The following is a 24462-nucleotide window of genomic DNA, read 5'->3' on the forward strand; positions in this document are numbered from 1 at the left end:
GGTCAGCGACCTGCCTGGCCGGTCTGGTTCGGCTGGGTCGGCTGGGCGGGCTGGCCGGTGGTCGGCACCGGGATGCTGACGTTGCCGTTCTGCGGGATCACCATGAACTGGATCTTGCCCGACTCGATCGCCGTCTTCAGCAGGTAGCCCTGCGCCCCGAGCATCGCCACCTGCTGCTTGACCGACTGCAGCTCGACGTTGACCTGCTGGTTCTTCTGCTCCTGCGTCGCCTTCGCCAGCTCGGCCCGCTGCTTGGCCTCCAGGCCGTCGATGATGCCCTTGTCCACCGGCGTCGGCTTCTGGATGGTGAACGACAGCTCGCCGCAGGCGTTGCTCCCGGTGTACGACGGTCCGCAGAAGTAGTCACCACCGACGGCCGCCGGCAGCAGGATCGTGAAGGCCTTGGCCGCGGCCGCCTGGAAGTCCGACTTCTTCTTCTCGTTGTTGTAGAGCTCGGCCCAGTTGTAGTTGACCGCTACCGCAGCCAGGGCCCGGTCGATCTGCGGCATCAGTCGTCGAGCTCCTTGCGTTCTGCCAGCCGCCGGATGTCGGCGAGGGTGAGGTCGGCGGTGAGCGCGACGTCGCGCGGCACCGACGGATGCGAGCTGAGCGTACGCAAGCCCTGCTCGGCAGCCGCGACCGCCCGTTCCAGCGCCCTGGCCTCGTGCAGCAGCGCCCGGTTCTCGGCGTGCAGCTCGGCCAGGGCCCGCTCGGCCTGGGCGGCCCGGCGGTACGACGCCCACGCGAACCACCCGGTTCCGATCAGCAGCACCAGCGGGATCAGGCCGAATCTGAGCATGGCCCGATTGTCGTTCATCCCAGGGCGAAAACTGGTTGAACGGACCTCCGGCGGACAGTAGGTTCGCAGTACACGCGAAGGGAGGTGGTCCAAAGCATGAATTGCCATAGGACTCGTGAGGTGGCGGCGGGCTGACCGCCAACCACTGAGAAGTGGGACACGTGGTCGGCCAGTACAACGCCGCCACCGGGCCCGCGGGCAGCCAGGTCAGTCCGCCTGGCCCAGAGGCCGACCTCCCGGTCGGGTTCTGGAAGCGTCCGCGGGCTTCTTTCTATTCGGGGACCGGGCAGTCCAGCCCGAGGGCCTCGCCGATCTCGAACAGCTGGGCCTCGAAGTAGGCGCCGGCGTCCTCCAGCGCCCAGTGCAACTGGCCGAACACCTCCATGCAGATGAGGCCGTAGAGCCGGGTCCAGTAGTTCAGCGCCAGGTAGATCGCGCCGGCCGGCATCCCGTCGAAGTACGGCGCCTTGCGGGTCAGCTGCGCCACCAGCACCGGGCCGAGCTCCTCCTCGGTCGGATGCGGGAACGGCTTCTGGTGCCAGACCTGGGCGACCAGTGCCTTGAACACCGCCGCGAACCGCATCGCCGCCTGGTGGCCCGGGGTGTCCTCGTGCCCCTCGGCGTCCGGGTCCGGGATCGCCGTCCCGAAGAGCAGCCCGAACTCGGCCGGATGGGCCAGCGCCCAGTCGCGCAGGCCGTTCGCGAGCAGGTAGAGCCGCGCCCCCAGGTCCGGGTCGGCGTCGTTGTCCTGCAACGCCATCAGCGCGGCCGTCAGCTCGTCGTACAGGTCGGCGATCAGCGCCGTGATGAGCGCTTCGTGGCTCGGGAAGTACCGGTAGAGCGCGGGTGGGGTCAGACCGAGCTCGCGCGCGACGGCGCGCAGGCCGACCGCGCCCACGCCGCCGCTGACCAGCAGCCGGCGCGCGGCCGTCTTGATCTCGGCCAGCGTCGCGGCGCGCTGACGATCCCGGCGGCTCGGCTCCACAGTGCTCCCTTGACAGGCGTGCGTACGCGATGTCTAGAGTTAACACCGTTAACAGTTAACGCTGTTCACTCCCGACGTATCCGCTCAAATCTACGCCCTGGGGGAGACTCGTGTTCGAGAAGCTCGGCCGGTTCAGCTACCGGCGGCGCCGCCTGGTCCTCGCGCTGACCGGGATCTTCGTCGCCGTCGGCCTCGCGTGGGGCACCGGCGTGTTCGGCTCGCTGGCCAACGGCGGCTTCGACGCGCCGGACACCGAGGCGGCGAACGCCGTCGCCACCATCGAGCGGACCATCGGCCGGACCGGCTCCGACGTGATCCTGCTCTACCGATCCGACCGGACCGTGGCCGATCCCGGCTTCCGCCGGTCCGTCGAGAGTCACCTGTCGAGCCTTCCGTCCGCAGACGTGACCAGCGCGCAGACGTACTGGACCACCCGCTCCCCCGCCTTCGTGTCCAAGGACCAGCACAGCACGTACGCCGTCCTGACGCTGGCCGGCGCGGACGAGGAGCAGCGGCTGGAGACGTTCCACCAGGTCGCCGACCGGTTGCGCGCGGCCCCGCCCGGACTGGACGTGCAGGTCGGTGGCGCGGTCGCGATCTTCGAGGAGGTGAACACCCAGACCGAGCGCGACATCGTGCGCGCGGAGACGATCTCGATGCCGATCGTGCTCGTGCTGCTGGTGATCGTGTTCGGCGGACTGGTCGCCGCCAGCCTGCCGCTGTTCGTCGGCGCGCTGGCGATCCTGGGCGCGTTCGTGCTGCTCCGCGGGCTGTCCGCGGTCACCGACGTGTCGATCTTCTCGATCAACATCGTCACCATGATCGGGCTCGGGCTGGCGATCGACTACGCGTTGTTCATCGTCACCCGGTTCCGCGAAGAGCTTGCCAAAGGCAACGACGTGGAGACGGCGCTGGCGGTGACGATGTCCACGGCCGGCCGGACGGTCGCGTTCTCCGGGATCACCGTGGGCGTGGCGATCAGCAGCCTGGTGCTCTTCCCGGTGATGTTCCTGCGCTCGATGGCGTACGGCGGCGCGGCCGCGGTGGCGGTCGCGATGGTGGCGGCGTTGACGGCGCTTCCCGCGCTGCTCGCCGTACTGGGGCATCGGGTGAACAGTCTGCGGATCTTCAAGGCTCGCAAGGCGGCGGTCGAGCACGGCGCCTGGTACCGGCTCGCGCACAGCGTGATGAAGCGGCCGGTGCGGTACGTGATCGTGCTCCTTCCGCTGCTGCTGGTGCTCGGGATCCCCTTCCTGCAGGCGCAATTGGGTGGGGTCGACCATCGCGCGCTGCCGTCCGGTGCGACCTCAAGGACGGTGACGGAGACCCTGCAGCGGGACTTCGCCGGCGCCGGCGGTTCGGACATCTTCGTCGCCGTGCGGTTCTCGTCGCCGCCGGCCGATCCGACGGCCGCGTTGTCCGGGTACGTCGGCGCGCTGGGGCAGCTCGACGACGTGGACGGCGTACGGCTCGGCGGCTACTCCGACGGAGTCGCCTCGGTCGTCGTGCACACGCACTTCACCGGGCAGGAGTTGCCGGCGCGGGACGTCGTCCACGACGTCCGGGCGGTGCGGGCGCCGCCCGGGACCTCGGTCGAGGTCGGTGGCGAGACCGCGTCCGTGATCGACCTGCTCGACGTCCTGGCCGAGCGGGCGCCGTGGATGGCCGGGTTCATCGTGGTAGTCACGTTCGTCCTGCTGTTCGTCGCCTTCGGCTCGTTCGTGCTGCCGGCCAAGGCACTGGTGATGAACGTGCTGTCACTGTCAGCCGCCTTCGGCGCGATGGTGTGGATCTTCCAGGACGGCAACCTCGCCGGCCTCCTCGACTTCACCCCGGCCGGGTTCCTCGACGCCACGAACCCGGTGCTGCTGTTCGCGGTCCTGTTCGGGCTGTCGATGGACTACGAGGTGTTCCTGCTCAGCCGGATCCGGGAGGAGTACGACCGGACCGGCGACAACACCCAGGCGGTCGCCCTCGGACTGCAGCGGACCGGCGGGATCATCACCAGCGCGGCGCTGCTGCTGATCATCGTGGTGGCCGCGTTCTCCACCTCGGGCATCGTGTTCGTGAAGATGATCGGGGTCGGGCTGGTGATCGCGATCGCCCTGGACGCGACCGTCGTGCGGGCGCTGCTGGTGCCGGCCACCATGCGGCTGCTCGGCCGGGCCAACTGGTGGGCACCGGCCCCGCTGGTGCGGTGGTGGGAGCGGTTCGGCTTCCGCGAGACCTCGGAGCCGCAGGCCTCTCAGGGCTGGAGCCGGGACAGCTCCCAGGAGTCCGACTTGGTACGGCGATAGCTCAGGCGGTCGTGGAGCCGGCCGATCCGGCCCTGCCAGAACTCAATCCGCTCCGGATGGACGAGGTAGCCGCCCCAGAAGTACGGCGTCGAGATCGTGGTGCCCTCCGGCCACTGGCGCTCGTACGACGCGTACTGCAGATCGAGCTCCTCACGGGACTCGACCGGCCGGCTCTGCTGCGAGGCCCAGGCGCCCAACTGGGACTCGCGCGGCCGGCCGGCGAAGTACGCGTCCACCTCAGCGGCGGGGAGCTTGCCGACAGTGCCCTCGACCCTTACCTGGCGCTCCATCGCGTGCCAGGGGAAGACGAGCGCGCAGTGCGGGTTCGCGGCCAGGTCGTCGGCCTTGTGCGACTGCTGGTTGGTGTAGAAGACGAACCCGCGCGCGTCGAGGCCCTTGAGCAGAACGGTCCGCGCGGACGGGCGGCCCTCGCCGTCCGCGGTGGCCAGCACCATCGCGTTCGGCTCGTTCAGGCCGGCGTCGGTCGCCTGCTCGAGCCAGGTCCGGAACTGGACGATCGGGTCCGGATCGACCTGGGACTCGAGGAGTTCGCCGAGGCCGTAGATACGCCGCATCTCTGCAAGGTCCACGCTCCGAGCCTACTGAGTCAGACTCCGCCAGGAGCTTCCGACGCGAGTACCGCGGAAGGCCTTCCAGGCTGCGGTCGCGGCAAGTCGCCGTACTGCGGCGTGCCGGACGAAACGGCGTACCGGCCGTTTCGGAGGCGGGGTCCGGTCGGTAGGGGCTGGGCTGACCGGCGCTGGGCGGACGCTCGCCCGCGCACTCGCCGGGAGATGCACGTTGACCTGGTCCAGGTGCTGGTCGAAGGTCGCCCGCCAGAGCGCCTGGTGCAGCGCGGCCTCGCCCGCTGCGCTGCTCGCTCCGGCGGTGGAAGCCGCCCAGAGCGTGGTCAACGAGTCCTGGTCGAAGCCGTCGACGTCCTCGAGGAGCTGCTCGATCACGTCCCGGTCGGGAGCGTCGGCGAGACAACGAATCTTCGCCGGCGCCTTCCGGGGCGCGGGCTGAGCCGGCGTAAAGAACGGGACGTCGGCCCACTCCGGGACCAGGTGACGGACGAGATCACGGTGGAGCTCGTTTCCCACTCGCTGCGCCGGGCTGAGTGCGAACGCCGACCGGACGAACGCCGGGACGAGCAGCGGTGACACGACTCCGCTGCGCTCGCCCGTAGTACCCCAGCGGCGCAGTCGCTCGACCAGGTAGAAGTAGTCGAGCATGGTCGCGTCCTCGATGCCTCCGTGTACGGCGGTCCGCAGCACGTGGTCGATCTGCTCGGCGACCGCGGCACGTGCGGGCTCGACCGGACCTGAGGTCGGTGTCAGTCTGGTGCGCAGACGGTTGCCGAAGGCCGCGAGCTTGTCGGGCAGCGGCAGCGCGTCGAGCTGCAGGACGTCGGCCGGGTAGAAGTGGCCGTGGGCAACTTCGCCGCCGGCGCCGCCGATCGCGAGATGGGTGACGTGCGCGAGGCCGGCCGGCGGTGCATGGAAGAGGTAACTGGCCGGCCGAAGTCCCTCGGCGTACCGATGCCAGCCCAGCGCGCGATTCGCCAGCGCCGGTGGTGGCGCGACCGGCTGTGGGCTGGGCCGGGTCGGCTGAGCGGGCTTCCGGCGCGTGACCGTGTGGTCGACCTGGAACGGGAGCGCCTGGACCAGCGACTCGGCCACCTCGAGCTCGCCCGGCACAGCGTCGTAGCTGTTGAGGTTCAGGTCCACACCGGCCTTGAGAAAGGCGGCCGCGACCACTCTGGAGTCGCGGCCACCGCTCAGGTCGACAGTCGGTCTGCCCGGCCACAAGCGTGCGACCGACTTCGCCACGTCCTGGAGCGCTTCGGCAGTCTCCTCAGCGGTGTCCAGGCTGTCGGTCGACCAGATGCTGGTGGTCTCGATCCGGCTGACCGTCTGCCGCTGCTGCCTGCCGTCGGCAACGATGTGCGTCGCCCCCGGTACGGCGAGCACACCTTCGTACGGCGTGCTGTCGTCCATGAACCACCCACACGCGGCAGCGAAGCTCCAACCCCGTCGAGCGGCCGTGGCTGCCACCCCCGCGAACAGCAACGCAGCGACCGGACGGTTGCTCCACACCCAGCCGTCGGGCAGGCGCACCTGGAACAGCCTGCCGACCCCGATGGAGTCGGTGAACAGGTCCAGGCGCTCCTGCAGCGGCTCCAGCACCGCCAGGGTGAACGGCGGCGCCAGGTCCAGGAAGGCGGCCGGAGTACGCCGGACCGCGTGCGCCAGCTGCCCTGGAGCGTCGTACGGCGGGAGGTCGCCCACTATGCGCTGGTAGCCGAGTGGTGTGTGCAGGCTGCCGACGCGCAGCTCACCGGTGTCGTGCCAGGACGGCCAGAAGCAGGTGCTCTCGGCCCGGTCCCAGACGTGCAGTCCGACCGTGCTGCCGTCGTACCCGTGGTGCTCGGCTTTCCGGCCCCAGAGCTCGTGGTAGTACGCCTCGACCCGTGCCCGGCCCTCGGCAGCCCTGACAGCACCATCACGGTGAAACGTGTAGGCGATCAGTGTTTCCATGCAGAGCCAGATGCCGGCTCCACGGGGAAAGTTATCGCGGTGGCTGCTGCCCGCCCGGCGGTTGCGGGCGGTAGTCCTGTGGTTGCTGCTGGCCCGGATACCCGCCGTACTGCGGCTGCTGTTGCTGTCCCGGGTAACCGCCCCACTGCTGCTGTTGCGGCTGCTGGCCGGACAGCATCCGGTAGACCTTCGCGTCCGAGGCCCAGCGCCGTGCGCCGACCACCAGCAGGACCAGCCCGAGCAGCAGCAACGATCCGTCGAACAACAGGTACGACGGTGGGAACCGGGACCCCGGCACCCGGAATGCCTTGCTGAGGTCGAACACCTGACGCAACGGCAGCACCAGGAAGGCCAGGCCGACCAGCGTCATCAGACCGCCCGCACCGACCATCACCCCGGAGCCGATGGCCGGGACCGCCATCAGCACGGCCAGCACGAGCGCGACCACGACCAGCAACGCCAGCCACGGCAGACTGCGGTTCACGTCGCTCTCGAACCGCACCGCCCGGGCCGTGGCGAGCCGCGTGGTCGCGTACGAGCCGCCGACGATGGCGGCGTACCCCACGATGACCCCGAGAACGAGTCCGAGGCCGGGAACAGGCTTGGCAGGCATGGTCTCGACGATAGCCCGGCGACCCGGTCACCGAACCTTCCTCACGGCCCGGCGGTTCACCGCTCACCCCGGCGACGTGCCGAGCGCGTCACAGATCTGTCCGGGGGTCGCCGGCGAGAACTATGCTGCCTGGGCGCCCAGCGGCGCGCCGGTCACTGGTGGACGGGCGCGCCGGCCACGAGGACGAGGGAGTCGCATGTCAGATCCGAGGACCGAGGTGCAGCACGGCCTGGAGGGCGTGGTCGCGTTCGACACGCAGATCGCCGAGCCGGACAAGGAAGGTTCGGCGCTGCGGTACCGCGGCGTGGACATCGAGGACCTCGTCGGCCGGGTGCCGTTCGAGAACGTCTGGGGCCTGCTGGTCGACGGTGCGTTCACCCCCGGTCTGCCGCCGGCCGAGCCGTTCCCGCTGCCGGTCCACACCGGCGACGTGCGGGTCGACGTACAGTCCGCGCTGGCGATGCTCGCGCCGGCGTGGGGCCTGCGGCCGTTGTACGACATCGACGACGTACAGGCCCGCGACGACCTCTCCCGCGCCGCGGTGATGGCGCTGTCGTACGTCGCCCAGGCCGCTCGTGGCATCGGGCAACCGATGGTGCCGCAACGCGAGGTGGACAAGGCGAAGACGATCACCGAGCGCTTCATGATCCGCTGGCGCGGCGAACCCGACCCCAAGCACGTGAAGGCCGTGGACGCCTACTGGACGTCGGCCGCCGAGCACGGCATGAACGCGTCGACGTTCACCGCGCGGGTGATCGCGTCCACCGGTGCCGACGTCGCGGCTGCCCTGTCCGGCGCGGTCGGCGCGATGTCCGGCCCACTGCACGGTGGCGCGCCCGCCCGCGTGCTGACCATGATCGAAGGGGTGGAGCGCAGCGGCGACGCCCGTGCGTACGTCAAGGGACTGCTGGACGCCGGCGAGCGGCTGATGGGCTTCGGCCATCGCGTCTACCGCGCCGAGGACCCGCGCGCCCGAGTGCTCCGCCGTACGGCGCGTGAGCTCGACGCCCCGCGGTACGAGGTCGCCGAGGCCCTGGAGCAGGCCGCCCTCACCGAGCTCCGCGAACGCCGTCCCGACCGCGTGCTCGAGACGAACGTCGAGTTCTGGGCCGCGATCGTCCTCGACTTCGCCGAGGTCCCACCGCCCATGTTCACGTCGATGTTCACCTGCGCCCGGACCGCGGGCTGGAGCGCCCACGTACTCGAGCAGAAGCGCACCGGCCGCCTGATCCGCCCCTCCGCCATCTACTCCGGCCCCGGCACCCGGCCGGCAACCTCCATCGACGGCTGGAGCCCTTCCTGGGCCTGACCTCGCGACGCGGGCCGGTCGTCGCTCGGCGACCGGCCGGTGCGTTGCTTGTACTGGCGGCTGAAGTAGGGCACGTCGGCGTACCCGAGGACGCCGGCGACCTGGGTGACGGTCAGTCCGGTCTCGGTGAGCAGTTGGTGCGCCCGGTCGATCCTGGACTGGATCAGGTACTGCGCCGGCGACATCCCCAGCAGTGCGACAAAGCGGCGAGTGAACTGCGCTCTGGACAGCGCGGCCCGGCGAGCCATCTCGGCCACCGTCCAGTCGTAGCTAGGGTCCTGCCGGATCTGCCGGGCCACGTCGTCGACGACGGTGTCCGTCGTACTCGGGCCGGGGTTGTGCACGGCGTCCCAGATCATCGCGAGCACCTGCTCCAGGCACAGCTCGGCCTGCCGCCGCCCGAGCGGATCCTGCCGCCGGTACGACGCGTCGCTGGTCCGCGCGAGGACGCCCAGCAACTCGCGATCCAGGACCTCGCCCCAGCGCGGCTCGGGAATGACCCCGGCCGAGTCGGTGGAGAAGTGCATGCCGAAGACGAGCAGGCGGCGGCGAGGGTCGTGGACGGCGGTCGGGGCGTCGCCGGGTGCGAAGACCGCGCAGACGCCGGGGTGGAGCTCACGCTCGGCGCCGTCCAGCGCGAGGCGTCCGCGGCCGTCCAGCACGCACCACAGGAGGTGGTCCGCGAGCGGGCGCGACACCCAGGACCAGCCGGCCTCACAGCGCCAGAACGTCGGCGGCGACAGCAGCGTGATCCGGAGCGGCTCGCCGCTCGCCAGGCCGTGGCGCTGATGTCGCGGTAGTCCTCGAGCCTGTCCTCGCTGTTGTGCCCGCTGCTGGGCGGGATGCGTCAAAAGGTCAACTCCATGCGTGGTTCGTCCGTCGCCGTTCCAGCGTTGCAAACGGAGACTAGCGGAGAGGTCGAGGTTCGGCACAGGATTCTTGCGGAGGAACGGATGAGCGTTTCGTTCAAGGAGCGGTACGACGCCGACGGGTTCGTCCTGGTGCGTGGGCTGTTCAGTCCGGAGGAGTGCGAGCGGCTGCGGGAGCACTACATGGTGCTGCGCCACCGCGGTTCGTACTCGGGTGACGACTCCGGGATCGAGGCCGGCGGCCGCGACCCGCTGAAGCGGTACCCGCGGATGACGCACGTCCACCGGTGGGACGAGACCACGCTGCAATGGCTGATCGACCAGCGCCTCGACACGGTGATGACCGAGATCCTCGGCACGTCGCCGTACGCCGTCCAGACGATGATCTTCTTCAAGCCGCCGGGCTCCCGGGGCCAGGCGCTGCACCAGGACAACTTCTACCTGAAGGCCGAGCCGGGCACGTGTCTCGCGGCCTGGATGGCGCTCGACCCGGTCGACCAGGCCAACGGCGGCCTGCAGGTGGTGCCCGGTAGCCATCGCTGGCCGATCCTGTGCACAGAGAAGGCGGACACCAGGATCAGCTACACGGACGTGACCGTCCCGCTGCCCGAGCCGGACGCCGCCGTACTCGTGGAGATGTCGCCCGGCGACGTGCTGTTCTTCCACGGCGCGCTGGTGCACGGGAGCGCGCCCAACGTGACGCCGGACCGCTTCCGGCGGGCGTTGATCGGTCACTACATCCAGGGCGAGGCCGAGCAGGTCGCGCAGTACTACCACCCGGTCCTGCGGATGGACGGCAGCGAGGTCGACCTGTCCGTCGCCGAGGGCGGCGGCCCCTGCGGCGTCTGGACCGACTCCCCCGAAGGCCCGGTAGCAGTCCTGACCGGCACCCAAACCATCACCCGCAAACACGAGTAGCCTCCCGGCGCCCGTCGGCTCCCAGCGCCCGGCCGGCTCCCGATCCGGGTGTCCCTGGGCCGGGGCGCGCCCAGCGCGGGGCTGCGACCGGCCCGTGTGCTCGCCGGCTGTCGGGTGAGACCGGGGGTGGGGGTTGGGTGGGGTGTGGGAGGATGGGGGCGCTGACAGCGTCGTCGGCCTAGTGCATGCCAGACGACGAAGGGAAACCGCTGGTGACCAGCGACATTCAGATTCCTGCAGAGCTCAAGCCCGCCGACGGCCGCTTCGGGGCCGGCCCGTCCAAGGTGCGCCCGGAAGCCGTCGCCGCCCTCGCCTCCGAGGGCGCCAAGCTGCTCGGTACGTCGCACCGCCAGGCGCCGGTCAAGAACCTCGTGGCACGAGTGCAGCAGGGCGTGGCCGACCTCTTCCAGCTGCCCGACGGCTACCAGGTGGTGCTCGGCAACGGTGGGTCGACCGCGTTCTGGGACGTCGCGACGTTCGGGCTGATCCGGGAGAAGAGCCAGCACCTGAGCTTCGGCGAGTTCTCCTCGAAGTTCGCCAAGGCCGCGCAGCTCGCGCCGCACCTCGGTGAGCCGACCATCGTCAAGTCCGACCCCGGCACGCGTCCGGCCGCGGTCGCCGAGGCCGGCGTCGACCTGTACGCCTGGCCGCACAACGAGACCTCGACCGGCGTGATGGCGCCGGTGCAGCGGGTCGAGGGCGCCGACGAGGGTGCGCTGGTCGCGATCGACGCCACCTCGGGCGCCGGCGGCCTGCCGGTCGACATCAACGAGGTCGACGTCTACTACTTCGCCCCGCAGAAGTGCTTCGCGTCCGACGGCGGCCTGTGGATCGCGGTGATGAGCCCGGCCGCGCTGGCGCGGGTCGAGGAGATCACCGCGAGCGGCCGGTGGACCCCGGCGTTCCTGGACCTGGCCACCGCGATCGACAACTCGAGCAAGCACCAGACGTACAACACGCCGTCGCTCGCCACGCTGTTCCTGATGGCTGAGCAGACCGACTGGATCAACAACCAGGGCGGTCTGGAGTGGAGCGTCGCGCGTACGACGGACTCGAGCAACCGCCTGTACACGTGGGCCGAGAAGTCCGACTACGCCACGCCGTACGTCGAGGACCCGGACGCGCGCTCGCTCGTCATCGGGACCATCGACCTGGACGACTCCATCGACGCCGCCGCGGTCGCCAAGACACTGCGCGCCAACGGCATCGTCGACACCGAGCCCTACCGCAAACTCGGCCGCAACCAACTCCGCGTCGCCATGTTCCCCGCCGTAGACCCCGACGACGTAGAAAAACTAACCCAAGCCATCGACTACGTAGTCGACCACCAGAGCTAACCACCCAAGCACCACGATCAGCCGCCCACCAACCAGGTGGGCGGCTGTTCCACGTCCCTGCACCTCAACCCCACCACCCCACACCCGCCGTACATCCCGCAAGCCACCCCCGCGCGAGGCGACCAAGTCACCCCGGCACAGCCACCACCCAGCAGGTCTGCGCCCCAGCACCGCGGCTCCCGCACCCCAGCCCCCGGCCCGCGTCCCGGCGCACGCCGCCGCGCCCGCACGGCGGCCAGGGTCTCGCGGGCGGGCGTTTGAGGGGATAACCCGTCGTTTGCCCCTTATGGGTCCTTGATTTGGGTGGAGAACGGGCTACTTCAGGGGTTATCCGCTCAAACGTCCCGGGGGCGCGGCGGGCGGGCGGCCGGCCGTTCGGCCATCCGGGTGATCGATGGCGGTGGGGGTGGGTCAGGGGTGGGTTCGGCGGTGGGGGGTGGGTGGGGACTGGCCGGTGAGGCGGGCGTTTTCGGCCATGCGGTCGAGGCGCTCGCGGCGGCCTGGGGGGAAGGTGATGACGGTGATGACGAGGGCGAACGCCGCGGCGCCGATCAGGATCCAGCGGAGGTTGTTGCTCTTCGTGGGCTCGGTGCTCGATTCGTCGGCGGTGTTCGGCTTGGGGGTCGCGGAGGCGGCCGGGGGCGTCGCGGCGGCCTTCTTCGCGGGCACAGCGACCTGGTAGACGGCGGAGTTCGCGCCCTCGCTGCCGACGAGGACGGTGGTGTCGGTCGGACCGACGGCGACCGACTCGCCCTGGGAGGCGGACACGGTCGCGCTCGCGACCAGGGTCGGGGACTCGCCCCAGGTGACGGTGGTGACGCCGGTCATCGTGCGGAGTACGACTCGCTGGCCGTCCGGGAGGAACGTGCCGTCGGTGAAGGCTCCGGCCGGGGCCGGGGCGAGCTTGGTGAGCTCGTTGGTGCCTTGGCGGGACGGGGCCGGCGGGGCGGCGTAGATCGCGCCGCCCTTCGTCGACTTGGTGACGATGTAGAGCTGGTTCGTACCGGGCTCCACCAGCAGGGTCTCGGCGTCGTGCGCGCCGTCCGGGTACGTGAAGTCGTACCGGTGGTAGCTTACGTCGGCGTCGCCGAGCTGGTCGGGCTCGGGGATCGTGTAGATCTCGACCATGTCCCGGGTGGCTCTGTTGTCGCCGATGTCGGCGATGTAGATCGTCCCGTCGCGATCCACGGCGACGGCCTCGACGTCGCGGACCTCGGCCTTGAAGCTGAGGACCATCCGGACCTTGCCGGTGGTGTCCACGCCGAACACGCGGGCGCGGTCGCCCGAGTCGTTCATCGTCCAGTAGATGCCCTCGAACTTCTGGCTCTTCGCCAGCCCGGACGACTCCTCGATCCGCTCGTCCCGGATCGTGAACAGCTTCTTCACCGCCGGCGACGGATCCGCCGCCGGAACCATCCCCCCGGCCGGCACTCCCACCGCGCTCACGGTCTGTGGCGCGGTCGCGGACCGGGAGGCGGGGGCAGATGCTCCGGCCGGGATCGTCGTACCGGCCAGGCTGAGGAATCCCGTCGCCACCAAGGCGAGGCCGATCCGGAGACGGATCACGACACCACCTCGTGGCTGTCCGTCAGGAGGAGCTGCGCCAAGCGGGGCGAGACGTGCCAGTCGTCGATCAGGGTCCGGTACTCGGACCGGAGGTCGTCGGTCGGGGTGGCGCCGGTCCGGGCGGCACGGAGGAGGAGGTTACGCGGAGTGTGTTGACTGTCCACGAACTGCACGACCTCCACCCGGTATCCAACCTGTCGCAGCACCGCCGCCCGGAGCGTATCCGTCAGGACGTCGGCGAACCGCTCACGAACGATGCCATATCGCGTCATCAGCGCATAAGGCGCCGGTGGTGTGACGCTCTTCAACTGCTTCTGGATGTCGTGATGGCAGCACGGAGCCGCGAGCACGAGCGGCGCCTCCCAGCCGACCGCCCGGGCGAGCGCGTCGTCGGTTGCGGTGTCGCAGGCGTGCAAGGCCAGTACGACGTCCGGTCGTACGTCGAGCTCGGCCGCCTGGATGGTCGCGTCGACGAACCGCAGGTGCTCCTGCCAGCCGAGCGCGGTCACCACCCGGGTGTTGCGCTTGCGGGCCGCCGGGTTGTGGTCGATGCCGGTCATGCGTACGTCGTGGCCGGCCGCGGTCAGCAGGTGGTACGCGGCGAGGGTCAGGTAGGCGTTGCCGCAGCCGAGGTCGACTACCTGCAGCGGCCGTCCGGACTCGATCCGGCCCGCTGCGATCGCCTCGTCCAGGGCAGGGGCGAGCAGCTTGCAGAACTCCTCGATCTGCTTGTACTTCGCCTGCCGCGACGGCTTCACCCGACCCTGGTGATCGCTGATCCCGAGCTCGATCAGGAACGGCGCCGCCGGGTCGAGCACCCGCTGTTTCACCCGGTCGTGGCCGGTCTGCTGCTCCCGGCTGTCCGCCTGCCGGTGGAGCAGCTCCTTGCCCTTCTTGGTGTACCGCAGTCGCAGCGTCTCCGTGGTGGTCTCGAGGTGCCACGTCCCGTACGGCAGGTCGAGCAGCTCGTCGACCGCCTTCTCCACCTCCGCGCCAGCGAAGTTGCGGGTGTGCGCCTGGCGCTCGTCGTACTCCGTGAGCTGCAGGTGACGGGTGTCCTTGAGGTCGACGTACCGGAGCTCGACGCGCTGGTAGTGCGGTGGCTCCAGACCGCGGCGGCGACCCGAGGCGACCGCGCGGACCAGGCTCGACGGGTCGAGCAGAGCCGCACGAATCACGTCGCGCGCACCGGACTCCGCGCCGGATCCGTCGGCCCGGTCGGCGGAGGTCCGCTCCGGATCCACGTCTGCCTGCATCGCGCCATTGTCCCCGACCGCTCGTCCCGATCACAAAACGGTCTCGCCCGACTCCGTTCCGGTGAGGTCGACGGGCCACGCATCGGCGGGCGCTCATTCGAGTCTCTCGTCCTCTTTGAGGAGCCCCAGGGAGCGGAGGCGGGTGGCGATGCCGCCGGGCTGGCGGCCGAGGGCCTCGACCAGCTCGTCCTTGGTGGCGCCGGCGCGGAACATGTCGGTCAGGGTCTGCTGCTCCTCGGCGGACCAGACCCGGAAGGCGTTCGGATGGTTCTTCCGGGCCGCCTTGATCTTGCGGGTCATCGACCGGACGTCCAGCAGCTCGAGCGAGCGGATCCGGGACTGCCGGTGGCGGCCGACCTCCTCGCCGTCGCGCCAGAACACCACCGCCTCCTGCTCGAACGTCATCAGGTCGGCTGGGACGTCGCAGTAGTCGGCGTCCTCGAGCATCACTCGCAGCATGGGTCGTTCTCTCCGTTTCGTCGTACGGGCCGGCGGGGCCGTGACGGCCGCGGCCGGACCCCTTTCTCGACAGAGAAGATGCCGCGCCGGGCACGCCGGCCGACCACCAATTCCGCACCTGTGGACAACCGACCGCACAAATTGTTTGCAAAACTGCTTTGCAAACAGGCTTTGCAGTTCTAAGCTCAGAACCATGACTGATGAGCAGGCGGCGAACGAGCGGACGGTCAGACTGGACCGGCACCTGGTGCGAGCGCTGGCGCACCCGATGCGGAACCGGATGCTCGGACTGCTCCGTATCTACGGACCCCAGACCGCAACCACGCTGGCCGGCCGCCTGGGGGTGAACACGGGCGCCACCAGCTACCACCTGCGGCAGTTGGCCGACGCGGGCCTGGTGTTGGAGGACGACAGCCGGGGGAACGCGCGCGACCGGTGGTGGAAGTCGGTGCACCAGGGAACGGCCTTCGACGCGGCCGAGTTGCTCGACCAGGAGCCGGAGCTGACGCTGGGGTTCCTGCACGGGCTCGGGCAGACGTACGCGGAGAACATGTTCGCGTTCATCGACTCGATGCAGACGCTGTCGCCCGAGTGGCGGGACGCGTCCATGCTGTCGGACTACATCTTCCACCTCCGACCGGAGGAGCTGGCCGCGATGGTCGCCGAGATCGTCGCCGTGTTCGAGAAGTACAAGACACCGGATCTGACCGCACCGCTGCCCGAGGGGGCCGAGCAGGTGTCGGTGCAGATCCAGGCCTATCCGCGGGAAACCCGGTGACTAAAGGGGGAGCATCCCGCGCGCCGTTGGTGGCCTTCCTGGTCGCCAACGTCGTGTCGATCTGTGGCACGCGCGTCAGTGCGATCGCGATCCCCTGGTTCGTGCTGGTGAGTACGGGGTCGCCGGTGAAGACCGGTCTGGTGGCCATGGCCGAGATGGCGCCGCTCGTGATCTTCAAGGCGGTCGGCGGCCCACTGATCGATCGGGTCGGGCCGCGGCGGATCAGTGTGCTCGCGGACACGGCCAGCATGGGTGTCGTCGCGCTGATCCCGTTGCTGCACACGCTGAACATGCTGTCGTTCCCCCTGCTGCTGGCCCTCGTCGCGATAGCCGGCGCACTTCGCGGACCGGGCGACGCAGCGAAGGGCACACTCATCCCGGACATCGCCCAAGCGGCCCGAGTCCCGCTGGAGCGAGTGACCGGACTCGAGAGCACCACCGAGCGCCTGGCCGGCTTCATCGCCTTCGCGATCGCCGGCGGTCTCATCACGCTCGTCGGCGAGGTCAACGCCCTGTGGATCGATGCGGCGTCGTTCGGAGTCTGTGCCGTCCTGATCGCCCGCTGGATACCCAAGCAGCACCAGAAGGCCGAGAGTACGGACGAAGGCAGCTACCGTCAGCGCTTGCTCGTCGGATGGCGGTTCCTGCGCAGCGACAAGTTGATGATGCCGCTCGTCCTGATGATCGCGGTGACCAACCTGCTCGACGCCGCGATCGCCGCCGTACTGCTGCCCGTCTGGATCAGGGAGCACGGCTTCGGACCCGGGCACACCAGTCTGATCCTCACGTCGTTCGGTGTGACCGCGACGCTGTTCGCGCTGGTCGCGTCGGCCATCGGCGACCGCATCCCACGGAAGCTCGTGTTCACGCTCGCGTTCCTGATCTGTGGAGCACCGCGGTTCGTGGTGATGGCCTTCGACGCACCGGTGTGGGCTGTGATGGTGGTGTACGCCGTAGCCGGCATCGGAGCCGGATTCATCAACCCCGTGCTGGGTGCCCTGTTCATCGAGCGGATCCCCCGGCACCTGCTCGGCCGGGTGAACTCACTGGCGGACGCGGTCTGCTGGACGGGTGTGCCGCTCGGTGGAGTCGTAGCCGGTGCGGCGATCGCAGGCGTCGGCCTGGTGCCCGCACTGCTCGCTGCCGGCGCCGTCTACTTCGTCGCGACGATGTCACCGCTGCTGATCGGGCGCAACGAGACCTGGAAGGCTACACCGGCCCCAGCGAGTCCCCCGCCGGCCGATCCGGTGGCACTCCCAGCTCCCTAGCCTTGGTCTCCTCGCGCCGCAGCCGGTCCACCTCGGCACCGAGCAGACCGAGCAGCACCAGGTCCAGCAGCATCCCGCCGACCGCGGCGAACTGCGTACCCGCGAACTGGAACACCTGCGTGACCAGCAAGGAGACCAGCACCGCCAGCTCGAACAGCCGGACCGCACGAGCCCTGTTCCGCTTCCGCAGCTGCCACCCACCGCGCACGGTGAACGACGCCGACAGCAAGCTCCCCGCGGCTACACCTAGGACCGGGATGTCCGCGACCAGCCCGTCGTCGAACCGGATACCGGCCGCGATGGCGGGTGCTCCGATCGCCTGGACGACCAGTACGCCGACGGCGATCGTCGGCGCGAGTGGATGGGTGGCCAGCCGGTCGAATCCCCGCTGGAGCGCCCGCCACGCCGCGTCGACCGGAGCAGCCAACTCCACTTCGTCGGCCGGGCAGGCGGCCAGCAGTTGCCGGGTCTCGTACCGCGCCTGCACCTCAGGACCGACCTGACGCAGCTGCTCGGAGGCCTGGGCGAGCCGACGACGGGACAGCCCGCCCGCGACACCTTCCACCGCGGTGTCGACCACGTTCGCGAGCTGCTCCCGCGGGTCGATCGGCCGCCGGGTGGTGAGGAACCGGGACGCCAGCACGATCAGCACGAAGACGACGTACACGATCGCGGCGGCTGGTTGGTAGAAGTAGTCGTTGTCCGAGGTGACGAACTTGCCGACCTCGTCGATGAACAGGCCGAACCCCACCCCGCCGATCAGCGCGGCCGCGGGCCGGACCACCGGGCCGACGTACGCGAGCAGCAGGGAGATCGCGACCAGCATCAGCAGGCCGCCCGGCAGCACGTGCGCGATGTGCAGGCCCTTGCCGCCGATCTGCGGGTAGCCACTGAGCCCGAGGAACAGGCGGGTGATCAGCACCGTCGCCACGCCGGCCACCACGAACGTGGTCAGGTGCTCGGCGGACCTCACGTTGCGGACCAGCCCCGCCCGCATCAGGTACGGCGATCGTGCCCCACTAGTGGTGCTCATGCGGCAAAACCCTAGTCGCCGAGAACCGTCAGCGGACGAGCGCGGCGATCACGACCATGGCGACCAGGGCGATCAGCACCAGGGAGGTCACCAGGTTGCGGGTACGCGGGTCCACGGCCTCAGGCTAATCGACCGCCTGCGGCCAGGTGACCAGCGGCTCCGGGCGGTGGACGCCGCGCGGGCGGTAGCCGACCGCGTCGGACAGGCCCAGGTAGTCCGAGAGCAGCCAGATGATGGCCAGCCACATCTCGGTGCCCTGCAGGCCGGGGATCGCCCGGTCGTCGGTCCCGTCCGGCGCGAACGCGAAGCCCTGACCGTCCACCCAGCGATCGAGGATCCGGCTGAGCTGATCCTCGGCCCACCGTACGCCGTCCGCCCGGCCGAGGTCGGTCTGCTTCCCGGCCAGCCAGAGCGGATGGATGACGTCGAGCACGTTGCACGCGTTGTACCCGTCACCGCTGAACATCCGCTTGTCGTTGCTGTGCGCAAGCACCGTCCTGACCGCCTGCTCGGGGTACGGCAGGGGCAAGCCGAACTGCGCGTAGGTACCGCGGGTCAACCGGTAGAACCCGTTCACCACCTGCAACCAGCCGTCGTCCGGATGCGGCTGGCCCCACATGCCGGACCGAGGATCCGCGCGCAGCACCAGCCACCCGAGAAGAGTCGACAGCGGCCCGGATTCCCCGTGATCCTTGAGGTTCCGGGCGAGTGCGGTGCCCAGGGCGTCGATCGCCGACCCGGCCGACCAGGCGCGCCGTGCCCAGGGAAGATTGTCGAGCTGACGCTCGAGCTCACCCGGCGCGAAGTCGGTTCGGATCGGATGCTCGAAGCAACTGTCCAGCACCTGCAGCGCGTAGCCCACACACAGGATGTGATAGCTGGCCGGCCCCTCGAGCACCGACAGCTTGTCGGTCGCCGGCACGTCCAGGCCGGCGTCGGCGAGGTCTCCTGGTGAGACCAGTCCGGTCTCCGGATCCTGGCGATGACGTAGCCGCCGGACCAGGTCGTCGCGGGTATGCCCCTCGGGCGTACGACGCAGCAGTACGTCGGCGATCTCCACGGCATCGCACCACGGACGGATCGCCGGCTCGTGGCCGAGCCCTGGCCGGTCGACGAACCGCGAGCCGTCCCAGCACCGGCGCAGTACGTCGTCCGCCTGCTCGCGGGCCTTGGCGGTGAAGGCGGCGAGCCGCTGAGCCAGGTCACCGGCGGCCGGGCGCGCCGACGTGTCCCGGGAGCGGAGTACGCGTGCCGGGTTGCCGGCCGCAATCGTGTTGGCGGGGACGTCCTTGGTGACCACAGCACCAGCTCCGATGATCGAGTGCGGACCGATGGTGACGCCGTCGAGGACCGTGACGTTCGAGCCGATCCAGACGTCGTCGCCGACGGTGATTCCCAGCGAGGTGTGCTTCTGGCGGAAGATCGGCTCCCCCGGTGCCGTGCCGTGGTTGAACGCGAGCAGCGACGTGTGCGCGCCGATCCGGACCCCGTCGCCGATGCTGATCCGGCCGCGAACTGCGGAGAACGGGTTGATCGTCGAGTCCGACCCGAGCGTGACGTGCCCGGTCACGTAGGCGTGCGCGGCGATGTACGAGCGCTCCCCCAGCGTCAGCTCGTCGCAGTACACCGCGGCCGACTCCGCGACGTACGCCGAGTCCGCGAGCGAGACCGTCCCGCCGAGCCGCTGCTGCCGTTCCAGCTGGCGTTCACGCTCCTCCCCGGACGCGAGACGCGCGTACTCCCAGGGCAGGAAATCCAGTCGCAGCGGTTCACCAGGCGTCATGGGAAAACGCTATCCAAACCGTGCGGCCGGCGCTACCCCCGAAAACTCGCTGCTACTCTCTCGGCTGTGCGGGGTGACAGGCAGACATGACGACACCCGGATCCTTGGCCGGCGGAGACAGCGCCGACGACGGTCCGGCGGGCGGTGGTGGGCGCCGGCGGGTCACGATCAGCGACCTCGCGCGCCGGCTGCACATCTCGAAGGCGTCGGTGTCGTACGCGCTCAACGGCCGGGCCGGGGTCAGCGAGGAGACCCGGCAGCGGGTGCTCGACCTGGCCGAGGAGCTCGGCTTCCACCCGAACTCGGCCGCGGTCGCGCTCTCGGCCAGCCGGACCCGCACGATCGGCATCGTGATCGCCCGCGATCCCGCGCTGATCTCGACCGAGGCGTTCTACATGCGCACGCTGGTCGGCATCGAGCAGTACCTGAACGAGGTCGACTCGTCCCTGCTGCTGCGGCTGACCGGCGAGCGCGGCGAGGATCTCGACGTACTGCGGCGATGGTCGCGGCAGGGGCGCGTCGACGGGTTCATCCTGTTCGACGAGCACGACGACGACCCGCGGATCCCGCTGCTCAAGGAGCTCGGACTGCCGTGTGTCGTGGTCAGCTCCAACGACCCCGACGACCAGGTCGGCCGGCTGATCAGCTCGCCGGTCGAGACGGTCACGCTGCTGCTCGACCACCTGGCCGAGCTCGGCCACCGCGACATCGCCCACGTCAGTGGGCCGTTCACCTTCGTACACGAGCAGCTCCGGGTGCGGATGCTGCGCGAGGAGGCCGAGAGCCGCGGGATGACGGTCCGGCACCTCGAGGGCAGCTACCGGTACGACGACGGCGCCGAGCTGACCCGCCGGCTGCTGAGCGAGCCCGGCCCGCCGACCGCGATCGTGCTCGGCAACGACCTGATGGCCGTGGCCGCGCTGCGGGTGGCGACCGACCTCGGCACCGCCGTACCGGGCGAGGTGTCGATCCTCGCCTGGGACGACTCGCCGTTGTGCGAGCTGGCCCGGCCGGGGATCACCGCGATCGACCAGAAGACGATGGAGCGCGGCCGTGCGGCCGCGGATCTGCTCCTCCGGGTGGCGGCCGGGGAGCCCCGGCTGCATGAACAGGCTCCGGCCGGGGAACTGCGCGCCCGGGAGTCGTCCGGCCCGGCCCGCGGCTGATTCTTCAGAACTCTGTGAATTCACGCGATTCCGGAGGGTGTCGGATTGCGTTTGCCCGCTGACGGGTGAAGGTTGGTCGATGTCACGAGGTAGTAACGAACCGGCCGTAACTGAACCGGTTAGGGTTTCGAAACTTAACCGGTTAGGCCACTATGGGGCCGATCCGCCTCCGCAGCTCCGCGGGGGCTCGACGGGACGAGGGAGTCCGACGTGAGACTGCGTTCGCTTGTAGCCGCAGCAGCGGCGACCGCCCTGGGAATCAGCCTGGCCGCCTGCGGTGGCAGCGACTCGGGCGATTCCTCCGGCGGCAGCTCGGGTGGAGACCAGACGCTGACCTACTGGGCCAGCAACCAGGGCACCAGCCTGGACAACGACAAGGAGGTGCTGACCCCGGTCCTGCAGAAGTTCACCCAGGAGACCGGCATCAAGGTCAACCTCGAGGTGATCGGCTGGAACGACCTGCAGACCCGGATCCAGACCGCGATCACCTCCGGCCAGGCGCCGGACGTGGTCAACATCGGCAACACCTGGGCCGCGTCGCTGCAGGCGACCGACGCCTTCCTGCCGTTCGACGGCGAGGCGATGGACGCGATCGGCGGGAAGGACAAGTTCGTGCCGACGGCGCTGGCGACCGGCGGCAAGGAAGGCACCGACCCGACCTCGGTCCCGCTCTACGGCCTGGCGTACGGCCTGTACTACAACAAGGCGATGTTCGCCGCGGCCGGGCTGCAGCCGCCGAAGACCTGGGAAGAGATGGTCGCCGCGGCGCAGAAGCTGACCAACCCGGCGAAGAAGCAGTACGGCATGGCGCTCGCGGCCGGCAGCTACACCGAGAACGTGCACTTCGCGTTCATCAACGCCGCGCAGAACGGCGCCGAATGGTTCGACAAGGACGGCAAGCCGACCTTCACCGGCGACGGCCAGGTCCAGGGCGTGCTGCGGTACCTCGACCTGATGCAGAAGGACAAGGTCGCCAACCCGTCGAACGCGCAGTACGACAACGGCACCAAGTCGGTGAACGACTTCGCCACCAAGAAGGTCGCGATGATCATCAACCAGAACAACGCCAACTCCTCGATCGTCGCGAACGGGATGAAGGGCAGCGAGTACGGCGTGGTGCCGTTCCCGGCACCGGCGGGCGCGGCCGACCAGACCGCGAGCCACGTGGCCGGGATCAACCTGTCGATCTTCAAGAACACCGAGAACAAGGACGCGGCGCTGAAGTTCGTGAAGTTCATGACGGACGCGAACACCCAGACGACGCTGGGCAAGCCGTTCGCCTCGCTGCCGGTGCTGAAGGACGCGAAGCCGGCGTTCACCGAGAACGCCGAGGAGGCCGCGATCTTCGCCGACATCTACAACACCAAGTCCAAGCCGCTGCCGCTGGTGCCGGCCGAGGACCAGTACGAGAGCACCGTCGGCAAGGCGATGAACGCGATGTTCGCCAAGATCGCCACCGGCGGGACGGTGACCGCGGACGAGGTCAAGGCGGCGCTGAAGACCGCCGAGGACCAAGTGGCCGCGAGTAGCTGACGCGACCACGGTGGCCCGGGCCGGTGACGTGTCCCGGGCCACCGATCCACGTCAGCCGACCCCGCGACCCGAAGACAGGAGGCGACCCAGCGCATGTCCGTCGCCACATCCGATGCCCCGGCGGCCGCCACCCGGCCCGCCAAGCCGAGACGCAGCGGCCAGGAACGCAGACCCGGCCTGAGCCGGTGGCTCCCCTACCTGCTGCTGGCCCCGGCCGTGCTGCTGGAACTGCTCATCCACATCATCCCGATGCTGGTCGGGATCTGGATGAGTTTCGTGAAACTGACCAAGTTCTACATCGCGAACTGGTCCGCCGCGCCCTGGGCCGGGCTCGGCAACTACAAGGTGGCCCTCGACTTCGACAACGCCGTCGGCGAGGGGCTGCTGAAGTCGTTCGGCGTCACCATCGCGTTCTCGCTGATCACCGTCGGGCTCTCCTGGGTGCTCGGCATGGCCGCGGCGGTCGCGCTGCAGCCGCCGTTCCGCGGCCGCAACTGGGTCCGGACGCTGTTCCTGGTGCCGTACGCGTTGCCGGCGTACGCCGGGATCCTGACCTGGAACTTCATGCTCCAGCGCGACACCGGCGTGGTGAACCACATCCTGGTCGACAACCTGGGGCTGACGAGTGACCGGCCGTTCTGGCTGATCGGCGGGAACGCGCTGGTCTCGCTGATCACGGTCGCGGTCTGGAAGCTGTGGACGTTCGCGTTCCTGACCCTGATGGCCGGGCTGCAGAGCATCCCGCGCGACGTCTACGAGGCCGCCGCGGTGGACGGGGCCGGCAACCTGCGGCAGTGGCGCAACATCACCCTGCCGTCGCTGCGGCCGGTCAACCTGGTGCTCGTGCTGGTGCTGTTCCTGTGGACGTTCAGCGACTTCAACACGCCGTACGTGCTGTTCGGTACGGCGCAGCCGCCGGCCGGCGACCTGATCACCTTCCACATCTACAACGCGTCGTTCCTGACCTGGAACTTCGGCTCCGGTGCGGCGATGTCCGTGCTGCTGCTGATCTTCCTGATGATCGTCACCGGCATCTACCTGCTCGTCACCGGAAGGAGGTCGCGTCGTGCGTGAGACCAAGGGGTTCAAGATCTACCGGGCGGCCGTGCTGGCCGTGCTCGGCCTGTTCGTGCTGATCCCGCTCTACGTGATGATCACCTCGTCGCTGAAACCGCTCGCGGACGTCCAGGGCGCGTTCACCTGGTGGCCGTCGAACCTGACCGTCGAGCCGTTCATCGAGATGTGGCAGACGGTGCCGCTGGCCCGGTACTTCGTGAACAGCACGATCGTCTCGGTGGTCGCGACGGTGTTCTCGGTCGCGATCGCGATCCTGGCCGCGTTCGCGGTCTCGCGTTTCCGGTTCCGCGGCCGGACGGTGTTCACCACCACGGTGCTGTCGACGCAGATGTTCCCGGGTGTGCTGTTCCTGCTGCCGTTGTTCCTGATCTTCGTGAACATCAACAACTCGCTCGGCATCCAGCTGGTCGGGACGCGGCTGGGGTTGATCATCACCTATCTGACCTTCAGCCTGCCGTTCTCGATCTGGATGCTGGCCGGGTACTTCGACAGCATCCCGCGGGAGCTGGACGAGGCCGCGCTGGTGGACGGGTGCGGCCCGATGGGCGCCCTCGGCCGGGTGGTCCTGCCGGCCGCACGGCCGGGCGTGATCGCGGTCGCGATCTACTCGTTCATGACCGCCTGGGGTGAGGTGCTGTTCGCGTCGGTGATGACGACCGAGGCGAACCGGACGCTGTCGGTGGGTCTGCGGCAGTACTCGACCCAGACCAACGTCTACTGGAACCAGATCATGGCGGCCGCCCTGGTCGTCAGCATCCCGGTCGTCATCGGCTTCCTGCTGGCCCAGCGCCACTTCGTCGCCGGCGTCACCGCAGGCGCCGTCAAGTAACTCCACCACCACAGAGGGGCTCTCCGCCGGAGAGCCCCTCTCGTGTT

The 24462-nt window shown here is 69.5% G+C and carries 22 protein-coding genes; 10 read left to right on the forward strand and 12 right to left on the reverse strand.

The annotated features are described in order from the left end of the window. Positions 1–2: 2 nt before the first annotated feature. From ACQPYZ_RS30055 to ACQPYZ_RS30065, 3 genes are all read right to left on the reverse strand, one after another. Positions 3–509 carry a hypothetical protein gene (locus ACQPYZ_RS30055; RefSeq protein ID WP_433162014.1) on the reverse strand — a complete coding sequence of 169 codons (507 nt, stop codon included), beginning with the start codon at positions 507–509 and terminating at the stop codon, positions 3–5. Further along, the gene (locus ACQPYZ_RS30060) at positions 509–799 is read right to left on the reverse strand and encodes a hypothetical protein (protein ID WP_433162015.1); all 291 of its coding nucleotides are present in this window, start codon (positions 797–799) and stop codon (positions 509–511) included. Before ACQPYZ_RS30060 ends, ACQPYZ_RS30055 begins: the two co-directional genes overlap by 1 nt. 271 nt (positions 800–1070) lie before the next feature. Beyond that, a complete protein-coding gene (locus ACQPYZ_RS30065; protein WP_433162016.1) occupies positions 1071–1784 on the reverse strand; it encodes a TetR/AcrR family transcriptional regulator in 714 nt (237 codons plus the stop codon). 110 nt (positions 1785–1894) lie between these two features. Here ACQPYZ_RS30065 and ACQPYZ_RS30070 point away from each other — a divergent pair, with 110 nt between their 5' ends. Continuing rightward, entirely contained in the window at positions 1895–4081 is a 2187-nt protein-coding gene (locus ACQPYZ_RS30070) for an MMPL family transporter (RefSeq protein ID WP_433162018.1), read from the forward strand. Here ACQPYZ_RS30070 and pdxH read toward each other — a convergent pair. Genes pdxH through ACQPYZ_RS30085 form a run of 3 tightly spaced genes read right to left on the reverse strand, consistent with a single transcriptional unit; the run spans position 4030 to position 7234 of the window. Then, positions 4030–4671, reverse strand: a complete 642-nt coding sequence (gene pdxH / locus ACQPYZ_RS30075; protein WP_433162020.1) for a pyridoxamine 5'-phosphate oxidase — start codon at positions 4669–4671, stop codon at positions 4030–4032. The genes ACQPYZ_RS30070 and pdxH overlap by 52 nt on opposite strands. Before the next feature lie 9 nt (positions 4672–4680). After that, positions 4681–6621 (reverse strand): hypothetical protein, encoded by a 1941-nt coding sequence (locus ACQPYZ_RS30080; RefSeq protein ID WP_433162022.1) that lies wholly within the window; start codon positions 6619–6621, stop codon positions 4681–4683. Positions 6622–6652: 31 nt separating this feature from the next. Continuing rightward, positions 6653–7234, reverse strand: a complete 582-nt coding sequence (locus tag ACQPYZ_RS30085; protein WP_433162024.1) for a hypothetical protein — start codon at positions 7232–7234, stop codon at positions 6653–6655. Between the two features lie 196 nt (positions 7235–7430). Here ACQPYZ_RS30085 and ACQPYZ_RS30090 point away from each other — a divergent pair, with 196 nt between their 5' ends. After that, the gene (locus ACQPYZ_RS30090) at positions 7431–8543 is read left to right on the forward strand and encodes a citrate synthase 2 (protein ID WP_433162025.1); all 1113 of its coding nucleotides are present in this window, start codon (positions 7431–7433) and stop codon (positions 8541–8543) included. Here the strand turns inward: ACQPYZ_RS30090 and ACQPYZ_RS30095 are convergent. Then, the gene (locus ACQPYZ_RS30095; RefSeq protein WP_433162027.1) at positions 8480–9394 is read right to left on the reverse strand and encodes a helix-turn-helix domain-containing protein; all 915 of its coding nucleotides are present in this window, start codon (positions 9392–9394) and stop codon (positions 8480–8482) included. The genes ACQPYZ_RS30090 and ACQPYZ_RS30095 overlap by 64 nt on opposite strands. 102 nt (positions 9395–9496) lie before the next feature. Between ACQPYZ_RS30095 and ACQPYZ_RS30100 the strand changes: the two genes are divergently transcribed. Together ACQPYZ_RS30100 and serC are read left to right on the forward strand one after the other, a co-directional pair. Then, the gene (locus tag ACQPYZ_RS30100; RefSeq protein WP_433162029.1) at positions 9497–10330 is read left to right on the forward strand and encodes a phytanoyl-CoA dioxygenase family protein; all 834 of its coding nucleotides are present in this window, start codon (positions 9497–9499) and stop codon (positions 10328–10330) included. Between the two features lie 212 nt (positions 10331–10542). Continuing rightward, on the forward strand, positions 10543–11667 hold the full coding sequence (serC, locus tag ACQPYZ_RS30105) for a phosphoserine transaminase (protein ID WP_433162031.1): 1125 nt from the start codon (positions 10543–10545) through the stop codon (positions 11665–11667). A gap of 411 nt (positions 11668–12078) precedes the next feature. Here serC and ACQPYZ_RS30110 read toward each other — a convergent pair whose 3' ends face one another. The 3 genes from ACQPYZ_RS30110 to ACQPYZ_RS30120 all read right to left on the reverse strand — a co-directional run bounded on the left by ACQPYZ_RS30110 (position 12079) and on the right by ACQPYZ_RS30120 (position 14948). Continuing rightward, positions 12079–13233, reverse strand: a complete 1155-nt coding sequence (locus ACQPYZ_RS30110) for a hypothetical protein (RefSeq protein WP_433162033.1) — start codon at positions 13231–13233, stop codon at positions 12079–12081. Continuing rightward, positions 13230–14489, reverse strand: coding sequence for a class I SAM-dependent methyltransferase (locus ACQPYZ_RS30115; protein WP_433162034.1), 1260 nt, complete (start codon positions 14487–14489; stop codon positions 13230–13232). Before ACQPYZ_RS30115 ends, ACQPYZ_RS30110 begins: the two co-directional genes overlap by 4 nt. A 93-nt stretch (positions 14490–14582) precedes the next feature. Continuing rightward, positions 14583–14948 carry a hypothetical protein gene (locus ACQPYZ_RS30120; RefSeq protein WP_433162036.1) on the reverse strand — a complete coding sequence of 122 codons (366 nt, stop codon included), beginning with the start codon at positions 14946–14948 and terminating at the stop codon, positions 14583–14585. Between the two features lie 193 nt (positions 14949–15141). Between ACQPYZ_RS30120 and ACQPYZ_RS30125 the strand changes: the two genes are divergently transcribed. After that, positions 15142–15726 carry an ArsR/SmtB family transcription factor gene (locus ACQPYZ_RS30125; RefSeq protein ID WP_433162038.1) on the forward strand — a complete coding sequence of 195 codons (585 nt, stop codon included), beginning with the start codon at positions 15142–15144 and terminating at the stop codon, positions 15724–15726. Beyond that, positions 15723–16994: an MFS transporter gene (locus ACQPYZ_RS30130; RefSeq protein ID WP_433162040.1), complete on the forward strand. Its 1272-nt coding sequence runs from the start codon at positions 15723–15725 to the stop codon at positions 16992–16994. The genes ACQPYZ_RS30125 and ACQPYZ_RS30130 overlap by 4 nt, the downstream gene beginning before the upstream one ends. On the opposite strand, the gene ACQPYZ_RS30135 is transcribed toward ACQPYZ_RS30130, so the two are convergent. Together ACQPYZ_RS30135 and ACQPYZ_RS30140 are read right to left on the reverse strand one after the other, a co-directional pair. After that, positions 16936–18027 (reverse strand): hypothetical protein, encoded by a 1092-nt coding sequence (locus ACQPYZ_RS30135; RefSeq protein WP_433162042.1) that lies wholly within the window; start codon positions 18025–18027, stop codon positions 16936–16938. The two genes, ACQPYZ_RS30130 and ACQPYZ_RS30135, sit on opposite strands and share 59 nt — an antisense overlap. Positions 18028–18151: 124 nt before the next feature. After that, entirely contained in the window at positions 18152–19810 is a 1659-nt protein-coding gene (locus tag ACQPYZ_RS30140) for an acyltransferase (RefSeq protein ID WP_433162043.1), read from the reverse strand. A gap of 86 nt (positions 19811–19896) precedes the next feature. Here ACQPYZ_RS30140 and ACQPYZ_RS30145 point away from each other — a divergent pair, with 86 nt between their 5' ends. The 4 genes from ACQPYZ_RS30145 to ACQPYZ_RS30160 all read left to right on the forward strand — a co-directional run bounded on the left by ACQPYZ_RS30145 (position 19897) and on the right by ACQPYZ_RS30160 (position 24415). Continuing rightward, on the forward strand, positions 19897–20976 hold the full coding sequence (locus tag ACQPYZ_RS30145; protein WP_433162044.1) for a LacI family DNA-binding transcriptional regulator: 1080 nt from the start codon (positions 19897–19899) through the stop codon (positions 20974–20976). A 210-nt stretch (positions 20977–21186) separates the two neighbouring features. After that, positions 21187–22509, forward strand: coding sequence for an ABC transporter substrate-binding protein (locus ACQPYZ_RS30150; RefSeq protein ID WP_433162046.1), 1323 nt, complete (start codon positions 21187–21189; stop codon positions 22507–22509). Between the two features lie 93 nt (positions 22510–22602). Beyond that, positions 22603–23583 carry a carbohydrate ABC transporter permease gene (locus tag ACQPYZ_RS30155; protein WP_433162048.1) on the forward strand — a complete coding sequence of 327 codons (981 nt, stop codon included), beginning with the start codon at positions 22603–22605 and terminating at the stop codon, positions 23581–23583. Beyond that, positions 23576–24415 carry a carbohydrate ABC transporter permease gene (locus ACQPYZ_RS30160; RefSeq protein ID WP_433162050.1) on the forward strand — a complete coding sequence of 280 codons (840 nt, stop codon included), beginning with the start codon at positions 23576–23578 and terminating at the stop codon, positions 24413–24415. Before ACQPYZ_RS30155 ends, ACQPYZ_RS30160 begins: the two co-directional genes overlap by 8 nt. Positions 24416–24462: the final 47 nt, after the last annotated feature.

The organism is Kribbella sp. CA-247076 (genome assembly GCF_050942445.1).
Lineage (GTDB): Bacteria > Actinomycetota > Actinomycetes > Propionibacteriales > Kribbellaceae > Kribbella.